Raw genomic sequence first — 26,823 nt, 5'->3', positions numbered from 1 at the left:
AATATCTGCGCTATAGTAATATTCAGTTAGCTAATTGCCTGATTAGTTAACTGAATATTTCATTATAAAAAAGGGAGGCCTTACCGACGATATCCGGTAAGACCTCCCAACCCTTTTTATGATTATGCAAGTAATTCTCCGTCAGTTCCTACGGTCACTACCTGCCAAGGAATAAATTTCCCGCTGGCCTGAAGCGCTTGCTTAGCAGCAGCTTCGATTCCGCCGCAACAGGGAACTTCCATACGTATAATCTTAACGCTTTTAATATTATTATTTCTAATGATTTCCGTTAACTTTTCACTATAATCTATCATATCCAACTTAGGGCAGCCGATAACAGTAACATGATTTTTAATGAATTCACGGTGAAAATTGCCGTAAGCAAATGCAGTACAATCTGCAGCAATCAAAAGATTGGCATTATCAAAGTAAGGTGCATTGATAGGCACTAACTGAATCTGAACAGGCCATTGCATTAATTCGCTGCCGATATCCTCAGATTTGTGAGTGCTTGCTTCTACTTCCTTATTAACAGATGTTCTTTCAATCATTCTTGTACGTGTGCCGGGGCATCCGGAAGGCATAGAATTCTGTGCGGCTTTCAGCGCCTGATTACGTTTCACCGCTTCTTCATCGAAAGGTGCGGCCTCACGTTCTTCGAAGCTGATCGCATCCGTAGGGCAGGCAGGAAGGCAGTTGCCAAGACCGTCGCAATAATCATCGCGTAATAAAGTAGCTTTTCCATCTACCATTATAATTGCATCCTCATGACATGCTGATATACAAGCTCCGCATCCGTTACATTTATCCGCATCAATTTTTATAATTGTTCTTTTCATTGTTGAATCGTCCTTTCATTCATAACTAATAATTTATTTGTCGTCAAAATAAATAGAAATCTTGTTCTTATGAAAAGATTATAGTAAAATATAAAAAATAAGTATGTTGTTTTTACAACGAAAATAAGAGATAAAAATAGAAGAATAAAAATAAGAAATAAAAATCAGGAATAAAAGATAAAAATGATAGATTCCCTACGGTGGAAAGGTATAGAGATACGATGAAGGGATATAGCAAGATAGTTAAAGAAAATCCCCTCTTTACAGGAATTGAGGAGAATGAAATTGAAGAAATGTTCCATGCGCTAGGGGCCTATGTGGAAACATATGAAAAGGAAGAATTTATTTTTCGGATGGGGGAACATGTAGATCTGTTGGGGATTGTGCTTCGGGGCAATGCTCATATCGTAAAAGAAGATTTTTGGGGAAATAGAAATATTCTGACAAAGATAGGACCGGGAGAAATATTTGCGGAAACTTATGCATGCCTTCATTCGGAGGAACTAGGTGTGGATGTAATTGCCGCTGAGAAATCAGAGGTACTTTTTCTTAATATTTATAAGGTTACAGGGATGCATAAGGCAGAAGAAAGATTTCACCATATTCTGATTCGGAATCTCCTCGATGTACTTGCCGGTAAGAATCTTATGTTGACATCCAAAATGGGCCATATGACACAAAGAAGTACAAGAGAGAAGATTCTTTCCTATTTATCGGAACAATCCAGAAAGGCACATAGTGCCCAGTTCATTATTCCTTTTGACAGACAGCAGATGGCAGATTATCTTTCTGTGGATAGAAGTGCTCTCTCCAAGGAGCTAAGCAAGCTACAGAAAGAAGGACTTATCGCCTATGAAAAGAATAGATTTACCATTACTATAAAGCGGTAGAATACTGTGGATATTTTGCAGGTGATCGAATAGACTTCATACTCAGAATATGTTATACTTATACCCACACAAGGGGGGCATAGATATGGACAAAGAAACGAAAGAATTATTTAATGCCACTATTGGTGAACTTGACCGAATGCAAGATAAAATAGAAAGACGTTTTGATAAAATAGAAGACACACTTGAAATTATGCATAATGAGATAAATACTTGTAAGTTAGAGCGAGAATCAGTATCTATCCTGATTAAGAAAATAGATCAATTAGAAAAGCGTATTGAAGATTTAGAAAAAAGAATTGCTTAGGTATTCTGTATTACGATAATTTACAAAAGTGAGGGAATTAGATATGGATTTTAATGTTTTCAGAGATATGTCTTATGGGGTATATGTTGTTTCAACGATGGATGGAGAGCGTCCTACAGGTTGTATTGCTAATAGCATTATGCAGATTACATCCAACCCGCCAACAGTAGCGATAAGCATTAATCATGACAATTATACGAATGAGTGTATTGATAAGAACGGCAACTTCACATTTTCTATTCTTGCTGAGGATTCGGATTCCGGCTTAATCGGCAGATTCGGTTTCTGTTCAGGAAAAGACGTGGACAAGTTTGACGAAGTAAACTATGAAATTGTACAGGGAGTTCCTGTAGTGAAGTCTACATGTGGTTATGTAGTATGTAAGGTAATCGATAAGATGGAAACGGAAACGCATACAGTATTTCTTGGGGAAGTACTCGATGGAGAGGTATATGACCCATCTGCTCAGGCGATGACATATAGCTATTATCATAATGTAATCAAAGGGAAAAGCCCTAAAAATGCTCCTACTTATTTACAGGAGACAAAGGAAGAACCCGTAAAGGTTAGCGAAAGCAAGGTGAAATATGTGTGCCAAGTATGCGGTTATGTGTACGAAGGCGATCCGTTGCCGGAGGACTTCCGTTGTCCTGTTTGCAGTGTGGGAGATGATAGATTCACCCGCGTGGAAGAATAAGAACAGTTACATAGCGATTAATATAATAACAGCCCGCGATAAAGGCAGAGAATAATAGCTCTTTATCGCGGGCTGTTTTATTCTATAGGAAAACCTTGCTGCACTAAGGCATAAAAGTACTAATCCTATAGAACCAATCCTTATAGAATAAAACGCTCCGTGCAGGATGCGGACTACGCGTACGAAAGGATTGTTAACTTAAAATTTATAATAGTTGACAATTGAAAATCTCAATGATATAATTTCTTCGAGTCCGGGAAATAAAGTTCTAAATTTGTTCGCGTGCTAAAGCATGCAGATGGGAGCCAATAATGGAAGCAGTAGGAGCAACGAAGAATAAAACTTATCAAATGGTATACATAGCAGTGTTTGCAGTATTGATCGCGATTTGTTCGTGGATATCCATTCCCACTATGGTACCCTTTACTTTGCAGACCTTTGCAGTCTTTCTTGCAGTAGGTGTACTCGGAGGAAAGAGAGGTACTTTAGCAGTTCTCGTTTATATTTTGTTAGGAGTTATTGGAGTTCCGGTATTTGCCGGATTCTCTGCAGGTGTTGGAGCCCTCATCGGTAACACAGGGGGGTATATTATTGGGTTCTTGTTTACGGCATTAATTATGTGGGGCATGGAGAAGTTATTCGGCAGAAAGTCTTGGGTATTAATTATTTCCATGGTGCTAGGGTTAATAGCCTGCTATGCGTTTGGTACTGCATGGTTTATGATAGTATATGCGAGGAATTCAGGCCCGATTGGATTGGGAACGGTTCTTAGCTGGTGTGTTATTCCATTTATTATTCCCGATATTATAAAACTGAGCTTAGCATCTTTGTTGAGCAAACGGTTATATAAGGTAATTGAGTCCATATAAAATTATAACTGCGCCGAGCAAAGCGAGTGTGCAAAAAACATACCGTGGCCGCTTGCGGACAAGATATAATGAGGAATAAGGGTATGATGAACATATATAAAATACGGGCGCATCACGGGATGTGCCTTGCCTTCTTCGAGGGGAAGGGCTATAGCAATGGATTCGTAAAGCATATGGCAGAAATAAAAGGGGTGCTTGATAAAAATCCCATGGTTAGGCTACTTGAAAGAATGGACGAGATATGCAGTGCCTGCCCTCACAATAAAGAGAAATACTGTGAAAGTGAAGAGAAGGTACTTCGATATGATAGTCAGGTGCTCCATCTATGCGGTCTGGAAGCGGGCAGAGAAATGGAATGGAAGCAGTTCGAAAGATTGGTAGAAGAAAATATTATCGGAGCCGGAAGGAGAAAAGAAATTTGCGGTGATTGTGAGTGGAGTAATATCTGTCATAGAAATTCATAATACTCGTTGATTATAGATTCGAGACGGTACAAAGGCCGGAAGTGTAAGCTTCCGGCTTTTGTGCTGTCAAAGTTTTTAGCCGCGAGAGTGAACGAAGCAGACTTTTGTCGATAAGCCCTATACTTCTATTTCTGGAAATTTATTAAATCTTGTAGTAAGATAAATTGTAACTGTGAAGGCACTGAACAGTTATGATATACTTTATAATGTAGTGTAGTGACGAGTAATGAATATGTGAGACATATGTGGAAAGGCAAGGTATTAAAATGAAAGTTATTATTGCCGATGATGAAGATAAGATCTGCCAATTAATTTATAGATTAGTAGATTGGGGACAATTGGATATGCAAGTGGAAGCCATTGTTCATAATGGAATAGAAGCGCTGGAAGCGATTCGCAAGTATCATCCTGATATTGTTATCACAGATATTAGGATGCCGGGATATGACGGGCTGGAAATGATAAGAAGAGCCAGAGAAATCTATGATGATATCGATATTATAATTATCAGCGGATACAGGCACTTTGAATATGCGCAGAATGCTATTCGCTACGGGGTAAAAGAATATCTGTTAAAACCGATTAAAAAAACGGAAATGACAGATACACTGATCAGAATCAAAGCAGCATATTTAGAAAAGAAGGAACGTCTTTCTACGGAAGAGCAGAATCGTATAACAGTTAAAAATAGTGTGGATAAATTAAGATCCGCTTTTTTTACGGAGGTATTATTCCGAAAAGAAAAAAGAAAAGATGAAATAACAAATGAAATCATCAATAAAGAATACCACTATAAGTTTAAGCAGGGATTCTTTCAGATTATTTTAATTAAGATAGATGGAATCAGCGATTCCTTACAAAGTAATATTACATATATTCAAGATAAGGTACTACAAGCGGTAAATAAAAGGCTATCCGATGAATGTTATGAAATAGAATGTATTTTTGATAGAAGTATGTGTTACGTGATGATTAACTATGGCAGCGAAAGCAAAAGAATTATTCGTAAAAAGTTAAAAACCACTTTGGATGAATTACTTTTGCAAAAGGATATTTTAGAAAACCTTAGAATTACATTAGGAGTAGGAATTGCAAAAGAGCACATATCCGAACTTGCCATTTCTTTAAAGACAGCATCCTGGGCGATCGAACAAAGACTTATTCTCGGTATCAACAAGGTCATTGAAGGGGAGAACGTATCTCTGAATGAAGTAGCGGATAGTCAGTTGTTCTATGACTTTAATAAACAGATGATAGATTCGTTGGAAAAGTTGAGTGAGCCTTTACTTGTAAATGCAATTCGCTATTTACAGACATCGTTGAAGAATAAAGAGAATACGACAGGTCATGAAATCATTCAGATGGCCAAAGAGGCGATGAATCTTTATTTATTTACGATGAAGCAGAATAAGTTCATGATAAAAGATGCCGAAGGCCTTTTTGAAAGATTCAGTGAGGATATCGAGAATATAGGAACTGTGGAAGATATTTTCTCTTATTTGACCCGCATAATTATTATATCGTTCAGAAGATCGATAGAGGAGAAGCAGCAGGAGGATAATAAACCTATCAGAGATGCCAAGCAGTATATGAGAGAGAATTTCAAGGAAGCAGTATCCCTGGAGATTGTAAGTGATTATGTGGGATTTAATGCGACTTACTTCAGCTCATTGTTCAAGAAAGAAACGGGGAAGACCTTTTCCGAATATTTAACAGAGCTTCGTATGGAAAAGGCAAAGGAATTTCTGAAAGATACCAACTTAAGTGTTGCAGCTATTTGTGAGGAAGTAGGATATAGCGATAATAAGCATTTTACAAAAAGTTTTGCGAAATATACGAACTTGAAACCGAACGAATATAGAAAAATATATTCATGACCCATGAAAAATAGTGTAAAAAAGGTGTGATTATTATTGTGAATAGAGATAAGAAGTATCTGATCGAGAATATAAAACTTTGGTTTTTTTTATTATCTGTATTTCATGTGCTGGTTGCAGGTGCCATGCTGGTCATAGCGTTTCGGGTGGAGGGATTCCGTATCATTTTTATCCTTTGTCTGGTGATACAGGCTTTCCTTGCTTACTCAGGCTATCTATTAGTGTATAGAAAATATAAACAAATTGATAAAATGATTAAACTATATATGGAAGGATATTTAGTACATAATCTGCTTGAGGAAAGTGTGAATATCAGCCCCAATGTCAATAAGGCATTGCGTATGCTTGGAGAAGGCCTGAACAGAACGGAGGTTTTAAATATCTCTAAGAAGCAGGCTCAGTACCTTGCGCTTCAGAATCAAATTAATCCTCATTTTCTATATAATACTTTGGAGAGCATCCGAAGCGAGGCTCTTTGCAGCGGAATGGACGGGGTGGCATCCATGACGGAGGCACTTGCTACATTTTTCCGATATACGATATCGAATGTGGATAAGTTGGTGACATTGGAAGATGAACTCTCGAATATAGAGAACTATTACATTATTCAGCAGTACAGGTTCGGAGATAAGCTAAGTTTTAGCATAGAATATGACGAGGAAGAAGATGATTTATCCGCTTTGAATCTTTTTCTTCCCAAGCTGGTATTACAGCCGATTGTGGAGAATTCCATTTACCACGGAATAGAACCTAAGATAGGAAAAGGGAATCTGAGGATTCGTATAGACTGTACTTATGATCGTTTGATTATCCGAATATCGGATGATGGAATGGGGATACCGGGTGAAATCTTGGAGGAATTGAATAATAAGCTACTTACAAATTCCATGGAAGATCTAGTGGAAACGAAGCGGGAGAAAAAGGGCGGCATTGCCATTATTAATGTAAATAATCGAATTAAGCTATTATTCGGAGAAGAGTACGGTGTATATATTTATAGTACAAAGGGTGTCGGAACGGATGTAGAAATTACATTGCCGGTAATTACAGAGCAGGGATAGCTGTACTTGAAGATTTCAGGTTATGGGAAGGGTGTGTCTAGCGGTGAAGAAAGAAGTTTTGCGCATGGAAAATGTCATTACAGAAGGAAATGATATGACTAATCTGGATAACTTTAACTTGCATATTTTCCAGGGAGAGATCTTTGGATTAATAGGAATTAATGAGCATGGGAAGGAAAGGCTCATACAATTAATTCTCAGAAACACACCGATCAAGTTTGGAAGGATTTACTTTTCCGGTCTTCAGGTCAATAGCTACCGCCATACAGAAGAGAGCCAGAATAAGGTGTATTTATTGGGGCAAAACAGTAGATTGGTAGATAATCTTACGGTGACGGATAATATCTTCGTGCTTAGAAAAGGATTCAAAAAATACTGTATCAGTAAAAAGGTTCTGGCTAATCAGCTCATGCTCTTGTTGCAGGAGATAGAGGTTAAGGTGAATCCGAGGGCATTCGGTAAGGAATTGACAGAATATGAACGGTGTATTGTCGAAGTGCTGAAGGCTATTATTCAAGGAACTAAGTTAATTATAGTGGATGATATCAGCAATGTTCTGAGCACAAGGGATTTGGAGAACTTCAAGAATCTACTCGTTAAGGTGGCACATAGAGGATATACCGTTTTATACTTCGGCAACCACCATGAGGAGGTCTTCCCTTTCTGTCATAGAGCAGCTTTTATGGAAGACGGGAAGATCATAAAGGTCTTTGATAAGAAAGATATGAAGGAAGAAAACGTGATCCCTTATACGATTTCCTTTGAGGATAAGGATAAGAAGATACTGGAAGAGAACAGAGGAAATATTTATTTTCATAATATTTCCACAGAGAACTTGAGGCATCTGTCTTTCGGTGTGCGCCCGGGAGAATGCGTAGTATTGTACGATAAGAGCAAAAAGTCTCAGCAGGATATCATTTCTTGTATCTGCGGTGAAAAGGAATTGGAGAGCGGTTCCATAGAGTTGAATAGAGAAGTGATAGATAAGAAGAACCTTAGAAAGAAAAGTAAGGCCAACTTTGGTATTATCGGAGAACAGGCTATCGAAACGATGTTGTTTTATGATATGAGCTATATTGACAATCTGAGCTTTCTGTTAGACTTTAAAACCCCTCATGTAAGAATATCGGAGAATGTAAAAAGAAGTATTCAGAGAGAATACGTGAAGGAACTGGGTGAGGAAGTATATGTAACCGATATTAAGGCTCTGGATAAGAAATCTCTTTATAATATCGTTTACTACCGCATACATTTACTTAATCCTAAAGTGGTTTTTATCGTTCAGCCATTTACTAATGCCGATATGTACGTAAGAAGGCATATCATTCATTTGATCAGAACGCTTAAGAGAAAAGGAATTTCCGTTGTTATCCTAACCTTCACCATTTCGGACTCCTTGTTTGTAGCGGACAAGCTATTGTTGATGGAAGACGGAATGGTAAAGGAAGAGTATCTTCCGGATGCCTTTGGCAGTATTAAGATAAGTATATAAAAAGTTACAGTTCATGGTGAAGCTGTGAACTGTAACAAGAACAAAAGAATACCCCCCTTATTCCAAAGAAACACCCCTACAACCAATTTGTAGCGGGTGTTATACTTTTTATAACATGATACCAGGGTCAAAAGGTCATGTGTTTCATGCTTGCATGAAAAAATATGACTTTGGGACCCGCAAAACATGAGAAAGTAGCCCGAATAGGGCGGATTTCGAATGTTGTACCCTAACTTAAGTTAGGGTTGGGATTGTGAGAGCACAAAGTGCGTAGCAATCCGTAGGTATCATTGGGGGCAAAATACCTTTTGACCCCAATATAAGAACGTCGCATATAGATTGCGAAGGAAGGTGGAATAAATGGGAGAATATATCGTTGAAATAGACGGAGTAAGTAAATGTTTCCCGGGTGTATTGGCTCTGGATAATGTCAACTTCAACTTGAAGGAAGGGGAAGTACTGGCACTTCTTGGAGAAAACGGAGCCGGTAAATCTACCCTTATGAAAATCTTAAGCGGTGTCTATGAAAAGGATTCAGGAACCATAAGGATTCGAGGGGAGGAAGTGCATGATATGTCTCCCAAAAGAGCTCAGGAACTCGGAGTTGCCATTATACATCAGGAATTAAATATGTGCTCTCATTTAACGGTGGCAGAAAATATCTTCTTAGGAAGAGAGAAAACAAAATCCGGTATTCTTTCCGATAGGGAAATGGAGAAACAAGCTAAAAGCATATTGGATAAGTTGAATATGGATATCTCACCCGATACCGTAGTGGGAGATCTTGCGGTATCAAAGCAGCAGATGGTGGAAATAGCGAAAGCGCTCTCCACGGATGCTAAGATATTGATTATGGATGAGCCGACAAGTGCCCTTACATCCAAGGAAATTGATGATTTATTCCGTATTATCAAGCAATTGAAAGCGGAAGGATGTGCCATCGTATATATTTCACATAGGCTTGAGGAACTCCGGCATATTGTGGATAGAGTTACCATTCTAAGGGATGGGCAGTACATAACGAGTATGGATTTCGCGGATACGAATCTGGAAGAAATAATAGCCAATATGGTAGGGCGTGAAATTAAAGAGAAGTTCCCGAGAGTAGTTTGTGAACGGGGGAAAAAGATATTCGAAGTAAAAAATCTTAATGCAGGGAAGATGGTAAGAGATGTAAGCTTCGACTTGTATGAAGGGGAAATCGTAGGAATTGCAGGTTTGATGGGGGCCGGAAGAACAGAGACAACGAGGGCAATCTTCGGAGTGGATGTAAAAGAATCGGGAGAAATTATCCTGGATGGTAAAACGGTTGTAATTCATAAGCCGATGGATGCGATTAAAGCAGGCATTGTTCTTGCTCCGGAAGATAGGAAAAAGGATGGATTATGTACGAAGCTGAGTATAAAAGAGAACATTTCCCTTCCTAATCTGGACATTTTATGCGATAAGCTGGGAATCGTAAACCGGAAAAAAGAAAAAGCCATGACAATGAAAGCGGTCAATGACTTAAGGATAAAAACTCCTAATACAGAAATAAATGCAGGAAGCCTATCGGGAGGCAACCAGCAGAAAGTCGTTGTAGGAAAATGGCTTGCCAGAAATTCAAGAGTAGTTATTTTCGATGAGCCTACGAGGGGAATTGACGTAGCTGCCAAAGTAGAGATTTACAACTTGATGAATGAGTTAAAAAAGCAGGGGATCGGAGTATTATTTGTTTCATCAGAAATGCCTGAGGTTATGGGAATTTCCGATAGAATCATTATAATGTGTGATGGCAAGGTAACGGGAGAAATAAATACAGAAGACGCAACCCAAGACGCTATCCTGAAATATGCAACCAGCTTTGAGAAAAAGGTTGCAGCGCGAGCATAATGTGAAAGGAGAATAACTGTAAAGATGGAAAACAGGCAGAATTTTATGAAAAGGATAATAGCGGTAAGGGGGATGGGGCAAGTATTAACGGTAACAGTCGGTTTAATTATATTATGTATCGTATTCGGCATCTTGAATCCGACCTTTGCCTCATCTAAAAATATAGGAAATCTATTAAGGCAGATAGCACCGATTATCCTAATCGGTATCGGACAGTCCTATGTGCTGATTACGGGGAATATAGATCTTTCTATCGGTTCCGTAGTGGGAATGAGTTGTATGATCTCGGCTACCCTGATGACAAAAGGCATCAATCCATGGATTGCTGTTATCATAACGATTTTATGCTGTCTTATAGTAGGCGTTGTCAACGGACAGTTGGTCGCGAAATGTAAGTTGCCGCCTTTTATTGCCACACTCGGCACGATGACGATAGCGAGAGGTATCGCTCAAATAGTAAACAATAACTATAATACAGATTCTATTGGCGATGCGGCAAAAGGCTTTCGTGACTTTTTCTACTACGGAAAAACTTTAGGCCTGTATAATACCATCTGGATATCCATAATTTTGTGGCTTATTTTCAACTTCTTGCTTAGCAAGACCCGTACAGGACGGCATGTCTATGCCATCGGCAGTAATGTGGAAGCTTCTAAGCTGTCAGGGGTAAGCATCGTTGGAACTACAACGAAGGCATATATTGTAAGTGCATTTTGCGCCAGTGTAGTAGGCCTTATTATTTGTGCCACTTCAGGAATGGGTACGATGGATGCGGGAAATATGTATGAAATGTACGCGGTAGCGGCATCTGTTATCGGAGGTGTAAGTACTTTAGGAGGGCAGGGAATATTGCTGGGTACGGTTATTGGCGCGGCAATCTGGGGAGTTCTTCAGAACGGACTGCAATTCGCAGGAGCACCGGTAGCTATTAGGAACATAGTAATTGGTATTATCGTTGTTGTCTCGGTATTGCTCGATGTGGTTGTGAGAACAGGAAAGCCGAGAAAAAATAAAAAGGGATAAAAGCGATCGCTTTATCATACAAACCAAATATTCCATAAGGGAGGATTTTAAATGAAGAGAAAATTATGTAGCGTATTGTTAAGTGCTGTTCTTGCAGTATCCATGTTGGCGGGCTGCGGAAGTAAGGATGCGGCACCTGCGGCAGAGACAAGTACGGCACCGGCAAAGGAAGAGGTTGCAGAGGCACCTGCGAAGGAGGAAGTAGCAGAAGATACATCAGCAGAAACTTATAAAGTTTATTTGATTACGATGGACCAGATGGATCAGCATTGGGTAAACGTGGATACGGGATGTAAAGAAGCTGTGAAGGATTTTCCGAATGTGGAATACAAGTGGCTTGCTCCCGATGTGAAGGATGATGCGAAACAGATAGAATGTATTAACAATGCAGTAGCGGATAATGCAAATGCAATTCTTCTGGCAGCAAATGGACCGGATGCGGTTACGGCAGCATTAGAAGAAGCAGTGGCGGCAGGAGTAAAGATTATTTATGTGGATTCGGCAGCAGATTTCGAAGGTGAAGTAACGTTTGCCACAGACAATCAGGCAGCCGGCAAAACAGCAGGGGAAGAGATGTTAAAGGCATTCACGGATAAAGGAGTAACCTCCGGTAAAATCGGTATTGTCAATGTAAATGCTGCTACAGCATCCTGCGTAGCGCGCGAGACTGGTTTCCGTTCCGCTTTTGAAGGAACTGATTTCGAACTTCTCGAAACGCAGTATAGTGAAGGTGATGCGGCGAAATCGAAAGACATTGCGGCAAACTACATTACAAGTGGATGCGTAGGAATCTTCGGAGCGAATGAAGGTTCTACTACCGGAGTCGGCAATGCCATTCAGGAAGCAGGCGATGATGTAGTAGGCGTAGGCTTCGATAAATCAGATACTATTTTATCTTTAATCAAAAACGGTTACTTATTGGCGACTATGGCTCAGAACCCGGACGTAATGGGATATGAAGGTCTGAAGGCAGCAGTAGCAGTATTGGGAGGAGAAAGCTTCGGCGGAAAGGTTACAGATACAGGAGTTTCTGTTATTACGAAGGACGGTTTATAAATATTTGAAGTAGAGACAAAGCAAGGTAAAATGGATACGGGTTATCTCATAGGGGATAACCCGTATTTTCAATCAGATAATAAAGGATGACGTTCGAATGAAAATGCGAGGGAAAATTTTAACATTATCTATAGCACCGATAGTAATTACCAGTATATTTTCACTGCTTATCAGCCAGATGCAATTTTCCAAAGGTTTATATCAGGAGATTGAGGAAGGCTTAAGAATGGTCGCAATTTCCGCATCTAATCTCTATAGTACACAAGGATACGGAGATTATGCCTTGAAAGAAGACGGGAATGTCTGGAGGGGAATGAACTTTAATGTTTCGGATTCAGGCGTTTTGTTGGATAGCTTAAAAGAAAAAACGGGGATAGATATTATATTTTATTTTGGAGATGAGCCGATTGTTACGTCTATGAAAGATAAAGAAGAAAACAGGCTTGCTCATTTTGTAAATATAGATCAAATAACTGCCCGGGTCAACGAGAATGGGGAAGAAATATTTGCAGAGAAAGTCGACATTGAAGGAAGACAATATCATGCATATGCGATACCGATTATGCAGCCGGAATCAGGGGCGGCCGCGGGCACTTTAATAGCGGTACGCGATATGGAACGTATGCAGGTTCTTATGCGCACGACTATCTATACGAATATAGGAATGCTGACAGCGATTCTCGCTATTTTCTGTTTTATTTCTATTCTATTTGTAAGATCTACATTAAAGAATCTGACAAAAGCCAGAGACTGCCTGAATGGATTATCTAAAGGAGAGCTGGAAATGAAGACAGCTCTTATAGGGAATAGAAAAGATGAAATAGGAGATTTGTCCAACGATACGCAGCGGTTGCAGGAGAAATTGAAGGAAGTGATATCCTCGATTAAAGAGAAAGCAAATATTTTACATAAGGTATCCGATGAAATGCAGGGAATTTCCGATGTAACGAAGCATACGGCCAATGAAATGCTCTCTTCCAGTCAGAATATCCGGAAATCTGCCAATATACAGGCAGAAACGATGAAAAGTGTAGATGAGAATATGCATACTATGAATCAATATATCGATAGGTCGTTGCAAAGCATAGAGGTAATTAGGAAAATGTCGGAAAGAAATTTTGATTTGGGAAAAGAAACGAGGGTAATTTTGAGTGAATTGGAAGATATAACGAGGAATTCCATGGGTTATATAAATACTATCTCCAAGCAAACAAATGTTACGAATCGTTCGGCTCAAGAGATTAAAGAAGCGACAACATTAATTACTAATATTTCGGAAGAAACGAATCTATTGTCGTTAAATGCGAGCATAGAAGCGGCAAGAGCAGGCGAATTGGGCAAGGGATTCGCAGTCGTGGCGGGACAGATTAAATCTTTAGCGGATCAGTCCACTATATCAGCAAAAAAGATAGAGCAAATTGTTACGAATCTGCTTAAAGAAACAGGGACTTCGGTACAGGTGATGGGAGATGTGAACTATGCCATGGAAGAGCAGGTAAGGGGTGTGAACAACACGAAGACTATTTTTGATAACCTGGAAGAAAATATCACAGTTTTATCACAAAATGTAAAAGCCCTGGCGAGTGATATTTCCCAGATAAATAGTACAAAAGAGTATCTCGGCAACCATATGGGACTTCTGCTGGAAGAATCGGATAAGAATTCCATTTATTCAGAAAATACACTGGAAATATCTATTCATGCAACCGATTCAGTCAATCAGATGGTCGGATTGACAAAAGAAATATTCAGACTTTCTCAAGAGCTCACTAATAACATATCATATTTTCACTGAATGGAGGACAAAGAAGATGAAGAGATCGGAAATTAATAAAAGTATCAGATATATGGAGGCGTTGATTGCAGAGCATGGTTTCAAACTCCCGCCCTTTTGCAATTGGACACCGGAAGAATGGGAAGATAAAGGGGAAGAGTACGATGAAATCAGAGACAATATGCTAGGTTGGGATATTACGGATTATGGGTTGGGAAACTGGGAAGAGCTGGGATTTGCTTTAATCACCTTGAGAAATGGAAACCAAAGAAATGAGAAATATAAAAAGGTGTATGCCGAGAAGTTATTGATGCTAAAAGAGGGACAGCATTCTCCGATGCATTTTCATTGGACAAAAAGCGAAGATATTATTAATCGGGGAGGAGGAACTTTAGTGATACATGTATATAATGACAAAGGAGATGGTACCTTTGACGATAGCGATGTATTGGTGAACTCCGATGGAAGATCTTATTATGTTAAAGCGGGAACAGGAGTAGAGCTTAAGCCCGGAGAAAGCATTACTTTATGGCCCCATCAATACCATGATTTCGATGTTAAAGAAGGTACAGGAGATGTTCTTATCGGAGAAGTATCCATGTGTAACGATGATACTACAGATAACCGTTTCTATGAGGAAATGGGAAGATTTCCGACTATTGAAGAGGATGAGCCGCCTTACAGACTTCTTTGTACTGAATATCCGAAGGCAAAATAATAAAAATCATAGCTTAAGGTTAGCGGTGCAGATAGAAGCTAGCGTAAAGTTTTTGTAGGATATTAATTGAATAAAAAGAGAACGCCTCTTTGTGTTATGATTTTAACGACTAAGAAAAAATCGGACACAAAGGAAGGTGCTCTCTATGATTAAAAGTATACAACAGTTTGAAGAAAATGGGGCAAAAAATTTAACAGGAGTTCTGGAAAAGTTTTTGAAAGATCCTCAACAACAAGCAGAGTTTATCTATGGAATTACAGATAGTGTAGTACAGTTAGGACTGGACATGATTGCGGAGACTTTTGAAAGTATGGATGAAGAACTGAGAAACAGCGGATACAGAAGGAGAAACTGGGTCATAAGCAGACGAGATGAAACATCCCTGATTACCAGCCTTGGAACTGTGAGATATTGCAAGACACTGTTTAAGAACAAGAAGACTGGAGCCTGTGAATATCTGCTAGATCGGATCATGGGATTAGAAAGCCATGTAAGGATGACAGAAGATGCACAGGCGCAGATGCTTGAGGAAGCGGTCGACAGTAGCTATCGCAAAGGAGGAATCAGAGCCAGTCTTTCCGAAAAAGTCAGCAAACAGACAGTAAAAAATAAGATACATGATCTGAAATTTCATACAAAACCAGAAAAAATAGAGAATAAAAAACAGGTTTCCTATCTTTATATTGATGCAGATGAAGATCATGTGTCATTGCAGTATCTCGAGAAAAAGGGAGATATCACGAAACCTCGAAGCAACACCAGTATGCCTAAAATAGCCTATGTATATGAAGGTGCGGAATCAGAAGCGCCTAAAAGCGAAAGGTTTAAGCTGATCAATCCGAAGTACTTTGGGGGCATATATGAGGGAAGCAAAGGAGTAGAACAGTTCTGGCGAGAGATTTATGAGTATATCAGCGCCACCTATGACATGGATGCCATAAAACAGATTTATATTAATGGAGATGGTGCAGCCTGGATAAAAAGCGGACGTAAATTTATAGCCGGATCAACCTTCGTACTGGATAAATTCCATATGCAGAAATATATCACAGCAGCAACTTCGCATTTAATGGATTCGTCAGAGGATGCAAGAAGTGAACTGTATGGTGCCATACACAAGAGAGCGAAATGGATGGCATCCGAGACCTTTGAAAAAATCCTGAATATAACAGAAAACGAAGCACAAAGGAAAAAGGTAGAAAGTAGTATGGCTTATATCCTAGGGCATTGGGATGGGATCATGCAGGGTTTGAGAAATAAAGAAACACAAGTGGGATGCAGTGCAGAAGGACATGTGAGCCATATCTACGCAGACAGGATGAGTTCCAGACCATTAGGGTGGAGTAAGCATGGAGTTCACCAAATGGCAAAGCTAAGGATTTATAAAGCAAACAAAGGAAATATGTTGGAGTTGGTGAGAATGCAAAAGCAGGAGTTGCCCATGGCAGTGGGTACAGAAGAAAGAATCTATTTAAGCAGCGAGATGTTTCGATCGGAAAGCAAGCGACTGACAGAGGAACAACGCTATGTAGAAAGGATAACTCATAGCATTCCCTTTCCAGAAGTGAAAAAGATAGCTTATTTTAAAAACCACATTTGGGGATTGTAAAAAGAATAGAAAGTAGGTATATTGTGAAAAGAGGTTAAATCTAAAACACATCAAGGGGATTCTCTACCCAATTAAATCCTACAGTAAATTTACGCTATCCAGATAGAATAAGGGTTTGTAATCCCGGAGGAAAAATGCTAAAATAAAAGTGAAACAATAAGGAAAAGGAGTGCCCACCCTGTCGGCAAACAGGATGGGCGTGTCTTTGCAAAAAGCATGGGGAGTAGACAGTATGGTAGAAAAGAAGGGTATTACCGGGAGTACGATTAAGTTAATTGCAATTATTGCTATGTTCATCGATCATATAGGTGCAGTTATATTGGAAAAGGAAATGATGAATCGAGGAGCAGGAATGATGGGGGATGTGGATGCTATGCTGGCGTCCATGGAACAAAATGCAATGCTTTATGGAGTCGATACGGTGTTTCGCCTTATAGGAAGAATTGGATTTCCGATTTTTTGCTTTCTATTAATAGAGGGATTCATGCATACCCGTAATATGAAAAAGTATGCGGGAAGATTATTTTTATTTGCACTTATTTCGGAGATACCTTTTAACTTGGCATTTAGTGGGAAATTCATCTACACGGGATACCAGAATGTATTTTTTACGTTGCTGGCAGGTCTGCTTGTGATGATGGGCTTCCGGTTGATAGAAGAGAAACAGAATCTGCACAAAGCTCTCAGTGTGCTGTTACATCTCTTGATTCTGGCTGCAGGAATGGCAGCGGCAGAGTTTATGAATACCGATTATAGTGCTTTCGGTGTACTTACCATAGCGGTTATGTATTATTTCCGTAATAAGAAGACTCTGTCGGCGGTAATGGGATGCGCCACGCTAACTGTAATGTCTTTGGCAGAGATTACTGCCTTTTTTGCAGTGATTCCGATTAGTAGATATAATGGACAGAGAGGATGGAATATCAAATGGCTCTTCTATGCATTTTATCCTGCACATATCCTGCTTTTATACTTGATATCTTGTGCGCTCGGAATCAGCCAGCTTCCGTTCTGAAGATAAAGAAATTAAAAAACAGAATAGGTTTAGCCTTTTTTAATGGAAATTTGTGAATCCTTTTATTGTATTTTGGTGCATAATCTTTAATAATGAATAGTAGTAACTATTCAACAGGCCGCGCATTTACTGTGGGGACCGTAAGAATAAAAAGTACAGTGTTTATAGATGGGAGTAACGATTGTGAAAGAAAAATTAATACGTTTTATGCAGGGGAGATACGGTGTGTACGGTCCTGATTCCTTGAACAGATTTCTATTAGCGAGTACCATGATAATTATGGTAATTTCTATTTTTACAAAAGGAAATATCTTATTTGGAGTAGCTATAGCTGTACTGATTTATTCCTATTTTCGCATACTTTCTAGAAATTACACGAAACGTTATGCAGAAAATCAATTTTTTCTAAGGCATACGGAAGGGATTCGTAAGTTTCTTGCATTGCAAAAAAATAAGCTGAATCAAAGTAGGACACATCATATTTATAAGTGTCCTAATTGCAAGCAGAAAATTAGAATCCCAAAGGGCAAAGGTAAAATTGCGGTCCGGTGTCCGAAGTGTAGCACGGAATTTGTTAAAAGGAGTTAAGTGCCGTTAATTCATCCAACTTTTTGCATAATTGATTGCATAGCCGTACAGAACAGGAGCATTTCTTACCATTATTAAAATAAACGGTATAATTCTTCTTATCGACTCTGGAAATATGATGACAGTTCACAATGTAAGATTTGTGACATGTCATAAACCGATAATCGAGTTTAGACTTGATTTCGGTCAGAGAAGATGAGAATTCCAGTATTTCATATTGCTTGTGCAGCCGTATCCGGTGAGATTGGGCGGATGGTTCAATGTAATAAATTTCATCATAAGGTATGATCAACAGCTTGCATTCCATACGGATGGTAAGTACATCCGTTACAGGATTCTTAGGCACTTGATATTTTTCGTAAACATTTTGCAGGCAGTCTGCTATTTGGTCTCTGAAATCGGGGGAATCTTTTATAATGAAGCCAAGCGGTTCTACCTTATATTTAAAGGTATGAACAGCCATTTCATCGTGTGTGGTAATAAAGATAATAAAGCTTCTCGGATCATATTTTCTGATTTCCACAGCGAGTTCGATTCCGTTCATATGGCTCTTTAAATCGATGTCCAGGAAATAAACGGCATTCTCAGGCTTAGTTTTATTTATTAATTTCAGAAATTTATCAGGACTGTCAGCGGCAGCCTTTATTCCCATATCCCATTCATGGATAAGGATAGCGTTATTAATTAATTTCCCCCAATTTTCTAACTGTAATTTATCATCTTCGCATAAGTAAATGGGAATCAACTCGAAGTTACCTCTCTCATATCGTATTGTGTACATATCTCTAGTGTCTGTGTAAAAATATGATAGTTATAATTCGTAGAATGTATTATATTATTGTATTTGTTCAATATTTTTCTTACGCTGTAAAGTCCAAGGCCGGTATGGCCTTTTTTAGATGTTATATCTTTCTTATAAATATTATCCAGATCGATATTTATATCGGGAGTGGAGTTCGATATTACGATAGTTATGGATTCCTCGCTATTAATAACAAGGACGACTAGATTCTTATCCTCGGATATTCTGGCTGCCTCTATAGCATTATCCATGAAGATACCTATGATTCTGGATAAATCGAGCATATCCATGGATATAGAGTTAATTTCCTCCTGAATTTCCAAAGTAATATCTAATTGTTGATTCATAGCGGAAATTAGCTTGGCATATAAAATACCCTTCAATTCCAGAATTCTAATATTACTTAACTTGCCAATGGTGGCATCTTTGTTCGTAAGCTGCTTACTGCTGGGAAGAATCTTAGTTCTGAATAGAATCTTCAAGTTATGGATATCATCATTATCTATACAATACTGCATGGTGGAGAGAAGGTTAATATAATCATGTTTAAAGATTCGCATATCCTGGTATAAATCTTCAATTTTCTCCATATATTCTTCCAGAGCTTGCTTTTCCTGATTGAGAGATTGCAGTTTCTGATTCTTATACATAATGCGAAGGGAGAAGAGAAAAATAATTAAGGTAATAATAAAGAAAGCGCTAAAAAGTATTGTATTAAAGTAAATCACCTTTGCAGGATATCCTTCTCGTTCTCCCTGAATGATATTGTAGGTGAAAACAAATGCACAAATGGCAATCTCCGCGGCAAGCAGAAGCAGCATTTCCTTAGAAAATATCACTTTTTGCTCCGTATATAGGAGTCTTAAATATTTTCCTAAAAAAAACGAAATAATACATGTGATGATTGAATAAATAATTACAAAGGTAAAAAGATAAGAATCTCGTGAATATAAATCAGCAACTGTAAATTGAAATAGGTTTAAAAAAGCAATTAATATATAATTTATAAATATGGAAAGTAAATATCCTGACAAAGCAAAGAGAGGGTTGATAATATAATGCTTATTGGAAGCAGCAATAATGAGAAGGGCCCCGCCGATTGTAAAGATAATAATATTTTGTCCCAACTGTGGTCCGAAAAAAAGTTGACATAATAAAATGTAGAAATAGATAAATACTTTATTAATTAGACGGAGGGGAACTATAAGGAGGTTAGTCATCGCGGCTACAAATACCAATGAATTAAGCAATGAGATTAGAATAAATGACAGATTAACGTTCATAAAATATTCCCCCTAAATGATAAAATCTTTATAAATTCAATAGATTTTAATGTATTCATCATATCATTTTCATATAATTCAGTAAAGACATATTACTAGAAAACGGAAAATACGACGTAAAACGCAAAAAACAGGACGTTTGTTACCAAATTGCACCATAACTTTGAAAATGAATTATAATATATCACAGATACTAAGATACCTTGTATACAACTGAGAAAGGGGTTATGAGCATGAAAGAAAGAACAGAAAAGGTAATAGCAAACAAGATTATGGATTTAGCATGTAACACGGCAAAGAACACGGTTGGAAAGAGTGTACCACTTTTAGCTCACGAAGTAAAAATGCCGGAAAGTGTAAGACAAGAGTTTTTGAATAAGGAAATAGATAAATAATAGGCAAAAAGACAAGAGTCTTTTTCATGTTAGGGGTTGAGATAAATGGAATCTGCAATATTGCAGATTCCATTTTTGGATTTATAGAAATTTGGAAACTGTTCAATAGGTCTACCCATTTACTGTGCTATTAGCTATGATGAATATTAAGTAGAGAATTCACCCGTATCTATACGAATTCAACAACAGCCCTCGTAGATGGTGAGTTGTTTATCTTTATTGGAAGTGGTAGAATATTTTGAGGTATTCTAAGTTCTGCGAGAACCTTTTCCGCACAGTTTAATGTAGGTGAAGGTACAAAGATGGATGTCATTTCCGCGGTAGTGCTCGGTGGAACGAGGACGACAGCCATGTTTGTTGGCTATATTAAAAAGCAGAGAGAGTGAGAAACAGAAAGGAAGCGTTATGTCAGTAATATTAGGAATTGATCTTGGTACCTCCAGTGTGAAAGCAATGCTTCTTGATTGTGAGAATAAGGAGACGGCAGTCGAGACGCAAAAGTATGAGGTGGATATTCCGCAAATGAACTATGCGGAGCAGTCGCCGGAAGTATGGTGGAATGCGGCTAAGGCTATACTTAACAGGTTAAAAGATAAGTATCCGGACAGCTTCGCACGAATTGCAGCGATAGGCTTTTCCGGGCAGATGCACGGTCTGGTACTTACCGATAAAGAAGGAAAACCATTACGTCCTGCAATATTGTGGCTGGACCAACGTTCTCGTGAGGAACTTTCTCTCATACAGCAGAATATGAGCACAGAAGAGATGGGGACAGTTTTTTGCAACCGTGTATTTACAGGTTTCGCTTTTCCTTCTCTTCTATGGGTAAAGGAAAATGAAAAAGAGATATTCGAGAAAATAGGACATGTAATGTTACCTAAGGATTATATTCGAATGAAAATAACCGGGAATATCGGTACGGAGATGTCGGATGCCTCCTCTACTGCTATTTTCAATACGCCGAAGAGAGAATGGGCATGGGATATGATCGATCGATTCGGATTTCCCAGAGATATTTTTCCGGAATGTAACGAAGCGGATGAAATTGCCGGATATGTAACGAAGCAGTGCGCGGAAGAAACCGGCTTAAAAGAAGGGATACCTGTAGTATATGGTGCAGGTGATCAGCCGGCACAGAGCATAGGAAACGGGTGCTTTCGTCCGGGTACCATTATTTCCAATATTGGAACAGGAGGCCAGATATCTACTTACATAGATAAACCGATATACGATAAGGAGCTACGTACCCATACATTTTGCCACGGAATTCAAAAGGGTTACACGATAATGGGGGCAACACTTTGCAGCGGTATGTCGTTAAACTGGCTGAAAAATAAGGTATTAGAAGTAGAAAACTTCAAAGAACTCAGTAAAATGGCAGGAGAGGCGGAAGCGGGGAGTAAGGGGCTTATATACCTTCCCTATCTGACAGGTGAGAGAACACCTCACATGAATCCTTCTGCGAAAGGAATGTTCTTCGGTATTACATTATCCCACGACCGGAAATACTTTGTCAGGTCGGTATTAGAAGGTGTTACCTTTAGCTTAAAAGATTCTCTGACAATTTTTGATGAGCTGGGAATAAGCGGGGATACTATTATTGCTTCCGGCGGAGGAGCCTCCAGTGATGAATGGCTTCAGATACAGGCTGATATCTTTGAGAAAAGGGTAACGGTATGTGAAGTAGGTGAACAGGCTTGCCTGGGTGCATGTATCATGGCCGGTGTGGGAACCGGAATATTTCAAAGTGTCGAGGAAGCATGTGAACGCTTCGTAAGCTTCAGGGATAAGGTATATGAACCCAATAGGGAGAATGCGAAGATATATCGTGAGCTATACGAGAAATACGGGAAGCTTTACAAGCAGAATGAAGCTTTCATGAACTAATATTGCGTATTTACTATAAATGATAAATCCGATTGCAGGATTATTGACAACAAATTAGTTAAACGGTCAATAATTTGGTAATCGGATTTTTCCATTTTTATAGAAGACATGAATGTGAAATTCGGTTAACATTGAAAGCTTATAAGGTCTATGATAGACTATAAGAATGAATAGGAATATAGTAAGAGAAGAAACGGAAGGCACTGAAATGGAAGGTATAAAATTATCGTCAGAGTTTAATTTATCGGCGTTGGATTCTGCGCTCACTATGGTTTTAAATATTAACTTAGGAAGAGATATTCGTTCTAAGGAGTTGAAGAAAATAGCGTCTTACGCCGGAGGACTTATTCACCTTACTGATTCCCGTAAGAAGCAGCTTAAGGCTGTAATAGAGGCTTTTTTTCATGAGTTAGGACAAGAGGCTATCAACGAAGAATGCATTTGCGGATATCATAGAATTTTAAAGGAGATATTGAGTATCAATCGTAGTCTGAGGGGCCTGAAATGTGTCATTTACGGTGATAATTGGCTGGCAGAAGATATCAAAGAGAAACTAAGGAAGAACTATTGTGTATTCGATTGGCATGCATTGCATCCTGCATATATGAATGAATATGATTTGTACATACTTTGCGATGAGCCGCTGAAAATATATGATCTTCCTGCGATAGAATCAAAAGAGAAAATGATTAAGGTATGGGATTACTTAAAGTATAAATATGTGGTTTATCCCTCCTTTTATGAAGTATATATGGATTTCAAAAGGAAGCGTGATGAGAAGGTAAAGTGCATCATAACCGGGGGCACCAATGTTAGAAATGCGATAAGCAGTAAACTACTGCATACGAAGTCGATCTCGCTGGCGAACACAGCACAGGATATTTTCTATGATTTCGAAATGTTCTGTCATGCGCTTGAGGTACTGCCGAATATTAAATATGCGATTGTCGGTTTGGCTCCATATTCGCTTCGGTACGATGCTTCTAAGTCTAAGGTAGAATGGAGACGCTGCCTTGCTTATTATCCCATTGTGAAAACAATGCATAACTGCGAGGATGCAGATCATTTTATTGATTTATATGAATCTGAGGAGCAGAAGATTATGCAGTATTTTGATGAAGCGGATATGGATAGATGGTATGAAGTCTTTGAGAAAGGTGCGAAGGCTGAGAACGAAGAAGGAATGGATATTTTCGATGAAGCAACATGCCCGAAAGAGATGCTGAGTATGAATCAGAGAGAAATCAGTGAATTATACAATAGGCCTTTTATGGATATTGTATTGGAAAATAAGGTGTTGCTCGAAGGATATGCCCGTTTTTGTCAGGGGAAGGGAATCAAAGTAATCTTCTTCCTTCCGCCATATACAAAATGGTATAAAGAGCATATGCAGCAGTCTTACTATGAGGAGCTGACTGCATTCGTGAAGGAGCTATGCCAAAAATATGAAGCAGAAGTTGTGGATATGCTGCAGGTGGAACTTCCGGATTGCTGCTTCGCCGATTACGCCAATGTGAATCACCTCGGCGCAGTAAAGGCAGCAAGCTGCATTAACGAGGTAATTAATCATTGATAAAGGTAATTACATAGGGATACCTATCACTGCTTCCCATAAGAAATCCCAGATGGCATTGGAAATAAAGGGAGCCAAAAGGAATGTGATGGACCACGGTGTGAAAAAGTAAATATAAACTTCCCATCGTGCCAGGTTCTGATGAAGCCTATCGTTCGCATCTAAGCACATACGCCCCATAAAGCGCATATCTTTCACTTGAAGGAAGATAAAATATCCCGTTAGTGCTCCCAGGACATTCATAATGATATCGGTAATATCTGTTGTTGCCGTAGTGGCAAGGCAGAATATCTGTGATACCTCAATGAGAATGGAAAAGATAACAGCATAGGTGATCGTCTCTTTCGCCGGCTGAAATTGCTTCCATAAGGTGGGGAGCAGTAATCCGATAGGGATGAATACCAGAAAACTCTGAATATAATGTTCCAGTGTATAGGTAAAGTTATAAAAAGGAATTAGGTTAAATGCCGGGTAAAAATTGAGCTGATATAGGGATGGTGTATCCGTTGCCATTAAAATTACGCAGATAGCAAGGGAATAGATATAGAGCCCAAACTGATGACGCTTGGGTAGCTTATACTTCCAAAAAAATATTTGGAGTATAATAAGCAAAGGAATAGCTCCTATATATGCAGAAAATGTGTTAACAGCTAAAATCGTAAAATCAGACATAATTCTCCTCCTAGAGATAGGGTTACAGCCTAGTATAATACAAATGTGTGAATTTTTCATCAAAAAGTTTTAAAATTTATGTAAGTGGTGATATTTGTTATCATTATACACTTTTTTTTATAAATCACAATTTGAAATATTGAAAAAGCTTTAATTATTTATAAAGTTCACATAATGTTCTTTATCATATGCGTTAGAGGAAGAAAAGTCGAAAGGATCAGGGTATAAAAATGAAAGCAAGTATACTGTTATATAACTTTCAGGACAAGTCTCGCAAAGAGCAATTAAAAAGAATGTTATTAGTTCAACATTTGGCAATAAAGGAAATTGCGAAGGAGGACTATTTAGATCCCATTGGTTTCCATGCCGGGGCAGAAGGTATCGAGCCTTCTGAGAATAAGTATGAGGGAGAAGAATTAGACGGAGAAATGATGATTTTCGCCGGAATGACAGGAGAGCAGGTAGATAGCGTTCTTATGGGATTTCGTAAGCATAAGCTGCCAAGAGTTAATTATAAGGCGGTTCTTACGCCGACGAATCAATTTTGGAATGCGGTAGAGCTATTCGAGGAATTGAAAAGAGAGCACGAGGCCTTTCACAAAAAATAGATTTTTGCAGTCTTTTGCCGAAAAATAGCAATGGTGGAAGAAAGAGGATGATTACTAAGACTTTCCTTTTCAAATACTAAATATGAACTTATGTCGAAAGTCGTGAGACTTGAAAAGGCATGGTGATAAGAGTGATTAAAATGTATTTGAAAGGGGGCAAAAATATGGATAATCAGCAGCTTCCAATAGGTCTTGGACTATCTCTTGCTATGAATCAGGGAGCGATGGATAGGTTCGCGAAGATGACTGAGGCAGAGAAGGAACAGACAATAGCAAGAAGTAAGAAAGTAAAGTCGAAAAGAGAAATGGACCGAATCGTTAATTCGTTAGCGGAAGGGGATGACGGAGCATTTAGAAGTCTTTTGGACGGATCAGATTTTTTCTAAGAAAAAGTAAGAGGTTCCTTTGAATGCCATGGCATCAAGGAACCTCTAAAATTTTTATATTGTAATTGTTCAGTACCCTCGCAGTTACTTTATATTTTTCTATTATAGTATTTGTTGAAGATTAAGTAAGCCAGGCAATAAATAGTAACGACCCACCAAAAACAGTAGAAAATAGTACGGCTGAAAAACCCGGCAATTAGCAAAACTGCGTAAGAGAGAAGTAAAACAGTAAACGTGGCTGATTGCATAGCCTTACCGGCAATGATTTGGTTACGTTCATCCTGTGTTTTCAGGCGCTCTTTTTTTAAGAGACCTTCATCTTTTAAGACTTTTTTATAATTCATTATCTTTTTAACAGCGATGATAATAATACCCGTACCCAATCCTGTATACAGCCCATCCAGCCATGAATTCTCGCCGATGCGCCAGAAAAACTCATTACATAAGGCAACGGACAAAGTGATAGCACCGAGGGCAATCAGCCAATAGAAAATACGGATTCTCTTCTTCAGGACTTTGGAAAATTCTTCATTCGTCTTTACATTCTTATCAGATAGATTAAGTAAACATATCATAGGTTTTCATCCTCCTTATCAAAAATAAACATTTCTTCAATAGATACATTAAAATATTGTGCGATTTTGTGAGCGAGAACGAGAGAAGCATTATATTTGCCGCTTTCCAAAGAGATAATAGTCTGTCTCGTCACATCTACGGCGTCCGCTAATTCGCTTTGAGTTACTTTGTAGGTCTTCCTCATTTCTTGTATTTTATTTTGCAAAAAACCCCTTCCTTTCTTGAAGTATAGTTTGCTTTACATTTATAGTATAGTTCGCTTTACATAATATGTCAAGCGCATTTTACATTTTGCTTTATATGTACTACTTATATATGAAAAATGCTGGTCTGCCTTACTAATATTCCTTGCGCGGTCTACCCGACACCTTAGTAATTAATTTCTGCAACATAGAAAAATATAATTGAAATACAGACTTAAACTTCATATAGTAGATATATAAAGTATCGATACCTTGGCCGCAAGCGACCAGGTATGTTTTATGCACAC

The 26,823-nt window shown here is 38.6% G+C and carries 26 protein-coding genes; 20 read left to right on the top strand and 6 right to left on the bottom strand.

What is annotated here, in order from left to right; translation table 11 throughout:
- Window positions 1–122: 122 nt before the first annotated feature.
- Window positions 123–839 carry an ATP-binding protein gene (locus RBB56_RS09150; protein ID WP_306718555.1) on the bottom strand — a complete coding sequence of 239 codons (717 nt, stop codon included), beginning with the start codon at window positions 837–839 and terminating at the stop codon, window positions 123–125.
- A gap of 200 nt (window positions 840–1,039) precedes the next feature.
- On the opposite strand from RBB56_RS09150, the gene RBB56_RS09145 reads away from it, so the two are divergent.
- The 15 genes from RBB56_RS09145 to RBB56_RS09075 all read left to right on the top strand — a co-directional run bounded on the left by RBB56_RS09145 (window position 1,040) and on the right by RBB56_RS09075 (window position 17,563).
- The gene (locus RBB56_RS09145; protein WP_306718554.1) at window positions 1,040–1,729 is read left to right on the top strand and encodes a Crp/Fnr family transcriptional regulator; all 690 of its coding nucleotides are present in this window, start codon (window positions 1,040–1,042) and stop codon (window positions 1,727–1,729) included.
- An 85-nt stretch (window positions 1,730–1,814) separates the two neighbouring features.
- Window positions 1,815–2,036, top strand: a complete 222-nt coding sequence (locus tag RBB56_RS09140) for a hypothetical protein (RefSeq protein ID WP_306718553.1) — start codon at window positions 1,815–1,817, stop codon at window positions 2,034–2,036.
- A 43-nt stretch (window positions 2,037–2,079) separates the two neighbouring features.
- The gene (locus RBB56_RS09135) at window positions 2,080–2,733 is read left to right on the top strand and encodes a flavin reductase (RefSeq protein ID WP_306718552.1); all 654 of its coding nucleotides are present in this window, start codon (window positions 2,080–2,082) and stop codon (window positions 2,731–2,733) included.
- A 311-nt stretch (window positions 2,734–3,044) separates the two neighbouring features.
- The gene (locus RBB56_RS09130) at window positions 3,045–3,602 is read left to right on the top strand and encodes a biotin transporter BioY (RefSeq protein ID WP_306718551.1); all 558 of its coding nucleotides are present in this window, start codon (window positions 3,045–3,047) and stop codon (window positions 3,600–3,602) included.
- A gap of 83 nt (window positions 3,603–3,685) precedes the next feature.
- Entirely contained in the window at window positions 3,686–4,066 is a 381-nt protein-coding gene (locus RBB56_RS09125) for a DUF1284 domain-containing protein (protein WP_306718550.1), read from the top strand.
- Between the two features lie 266 nt (window positions 4,067–4,332).
- Window positions 4,333–5,943 carry a response regulator transcription factor gene (locus RBB56_RS09120; RefSeq protein ID WP_306722052.1) on the top strand — a complete coding sequence of 537 codons (1,611 nt, stop codon included), beginning with the start codon at window positions 4,333–4,335 and terminating at the stop codon, window positions 5,941–5,943.
- Window positions 5,944–5,969: 26 nt separating this feature from the next.
- On the top strand, window positions 5,970–7,004 hold the full coding sequence (locus tag RBB56_RS09115; RefSeq protein ID WP_306722051.1) for a sensor histidine kinase: 1,035 nt from the start codon (window positions 5,970–5,972) through the stop codon (window positions 7,002–7,004).
- A 43-nt stretch (window positions 7,005–7,047) separates the two neighbouring features.
- Window positions 7,048–8,496 (top strand): ATP-binding cassette domain-containing protein, encoded by a 1,449-nt coding sequence (locus tag RBB56_RS09110; RefSeq protein WP_306722050.1) that lies wholly within the window; start codon window positions 7,048–7,050, stop codon window positions 8,494–8,496.
- 360 nt (window positions 8,497–8,856) lie between these two features.
- Window positions 8,857–10,368: a sugar ABC transporter ATP-binding protein gene (locus RBB56_RS09105; RefSeq protein ID WP_306722049.1), complete on the top strand. Its 1,512-nt coding sequence runs from the start codon at window positions 8,857–8,859 to the stop codon at window positions 10,366–10,368.
- A gap of 45 nt (window positions 10,369–10,413) precedes the next feature.
- Window positions 10,414–11,391 carry an ABC transporter permease gene (locus tag RBB56_RS09100; protein WP_331526828.1) on the top strand — a complete coding sequence of 326 codons (978 nt, stop codon included), beginning with the start codon at window positions 10,414–10,416 and terminating at the stop codon, window positions 11,389–11,391.
- A gap of 51 nt (window positions 11,392–11,442) precedes the next feature.
- Window positions 11,443–12,447: a substrate-binding domain-containing protein gene (locus tag RBB56_RS09095; RefSeq protein WP_306722047.1), complete on the top strand. Its 1,005-nt coding sequence runs from the start codon at window positions 11,443–11,445 to the stop codon at window positions 12,445–12,447.
- A 97-nt stretch (window positions 12,448–12,544) separates the two neighbouring features.
- The gene (locus RBB56_RS09090) at window positions 12,545–14,242 is read left to right on the top strand and encodes a methyl-accepting chemotaxis protein (protein WP_306722046.1); all 1,698 of its coding nucleotides are present in this window, start codon (window positions 12,545–12,547) and stop codon (window positions 14,240–14,242) included.
- 16 nt (window positions 14,243–14,258) lie between these two features.
- The gene (locus RBB56_RS09085) at window positions 14,259–14,939 is read left to right on the top strand and encodes a D-lyxose/D-mannose family sugar isomerase (RefSeq protein ID WP_306722045.1); all 681 of its coding nucleotides are present in this window, start codon (window positions 14,259–14,261) and stop codon (window positions 14,937–14,939) included.
- Between the two features lie 145 nt (window positions 14,940–15,084).
- On the top strand, window positions 15,085–16,548 hold the full coding sequence (locus RBB56_RS09080) for an ISLre2 family transposase (RefSeq protein ID WP_306718640.1): 1,464 nt from the start codon (window positions 15,085–15,087) through the stop codon (window positions 16,546–16,548).
- 232 nt (window positions 16,549–16,780) lie between these two features.
- Window positions 16,781–17,563, top strand: a complete 783-nt coding sequence (locus RBB56_RS09075; protein WP_306722044.1) for a TraX family protein — start codon at window positions 16,781–16,783, stop codon at window positions 17,561–17,563.
- 574 nt (window positions 17,564–18,137) lie between these two features.
- Here the strand turns inward: RBB56_RS09075 and RBB56_RS09070 are convergent.
- Together RBB56_RS09070 and RBB56_RS09065 are read right to left on the bottom strand one after the other, a co-directional pair.
- Window positions 18,138–18,932, bottom strand: coding sequence for a LytR/AlgR family response regulator transcription factor (locus RBB56_RS09070; RefSeq protein WP_306722043.1), 795 nt, complete (start codon window positions 18,930–18,932; stop codon window positions 18,138–18,140).
- On the bottom strand, window positions 18,893–19,792 hold the full coding sequence (locus RBB56_RS09065) for a sensor histidine kinase (RefSeq protein WP_306722042.1): 900 nt from the start codon (window positions 19,790–19,792) through the stop codon (window positions 18,893–18,895). The genes RBB56_RS09070 and RBB56_RS09065 overlap by 40 nt, the downstream gene beginning before the upstream one ends.
- A 677-nt stretch (window positions 19,793–20,469) precedes the next feature.
- Here RBB56_RS09065 and RBB56_RS09060 point away from each other — a divergent pair.
- The 3 genes from RBB56_RS09060 to RBB56_RS09050 all read left to right on the top strand — a co-directional run bounded on the left by RBB56_RS09060 (window position 20,470) and on the right by RBB56_RS09050 (window position 24,091).
- On the top strand, window positions 20,470–20,631 hold the full coding sequence (locus RBB56_RS09060) for a hypothetical protein (protein ID WP_306722041.1): 162 nt from the start codon (window positions 20,470–20,472) through the stop codon (window positions 20,629–20,631).
- A 405-nt stretch (window positions 20,632–21,036) separates the two neighbouring features.
- Window positions 21,037–22,518 carry a xylulokinase gene (xylB, locus tag RBB56_RS09055; protein ID WP_306722040.1) on the top strand — a complete coding sequence of 494 codons (1,482 nt, stop codon included), beginning with the start codon at window positions 21,037–21,039 and terminating at the stop codon, window positions 22,516–22,518.
- 208 nt (window positions 22,519–22,726) lie between these two features.
- Window positions 22,727–24,091 (top strand): hypothetical protein, encoded by a 1,365-nt coding sequence (locus RBB56_RS09050; protein ID WP_306722039.1) that lies wholly within the window; start codon window positions 22,727–22,729, stop codon window positions 24,089–24,091.
- A gap of 9 nt (window positions 24,092–24,100) precedes the next feature.
- Here the strand turns inward: RBB56_RS09050 and RBB56_RS09045 are convergent, their stop codons facing one another.
- Entirely contained in the window at window positions 24,101–24,763 is a 663-nt protein-coding gene (locus tag RBB56_RS09045) for a VanZ family protein (protein ID WP_306722038.1), read from the bottom strand.
- A gap of 293 nt (window positions 24,764–25,056) precedes the next feature.
- On the opposite strand from RBB56_RS09045, the gene RBB56_RS09040 reads away from it, so the two are divergent.
- Both RBB56_RS09040 and RBB56_RS09035 read left to right on the top strand, forming a co-directional pair.
- A complete protein-coding gene (locus RBB56_RS09040; RefSeq protein ID WP_306722037.1) occupies window positions 25,057–25,371 on the top strand; it encodes a DUF3783 domain-containing protein in 315 nt (104 codons plus the stop codon).
- A gap of 164 nt (window positions 25,372–25,535) precedes the next feature.
- Window positions 25,536–25,757 (top strand): hypothetical protein, encoded by a 222-nt coding sequence (locus tag RBB56_RS09035; RefSeq protein ID WP_306722036.1) that lies wholly within the window; start codon window positions 25,536–25,538, stop codon window positions 25,755–25,757.
- An 89-nt stretch (window positions 25,758–25,846) separates the two neighbouring features.
- Here the strand turns inward: RBB56_RS09035 and RBB56_RS09030 are convergent, their stop codons facing one another.
- Window positions 25,847–26,332, bottom strand: coding sequence for a hypothetical protein (locus RBB56_RS09030; RefSeq protein WP_306722035.1), 486 nt, complete (start codon window positions 26,330–26,332; stop codon window positions 25,847–25,849).
- Entirely contained in the window at window positions 26,329–26,538 is a 210-nt protein-coding gene (locus RBB56_RS09025; protein ID WP_306722034.1) for a helix-turn-helix transcriptional regulator, read from the bottom strand. Before RBB56_RS09025 ends, RBB56_RS09030 begins: the two co-directional genes overlap by 4 nt.
- Between the last annotated feature and the right edge of the window lie 285 nt (window positions 26,539–26,823).

This window comes from Kineothrix sp. MB12-C1, from assembly GCF_030863805.1.
In the GTDB taxonomy this organism is placed as follows: domain Bacteria; phylum Bacillota; class Clostridia; order Lachnospirales; family Lachnospiraceae; genus Kineothrix.
Note: the sequence above shows the minus strand (reverse complement) of the source record. Positions and strands in the feature narration are given on the sequence as shown.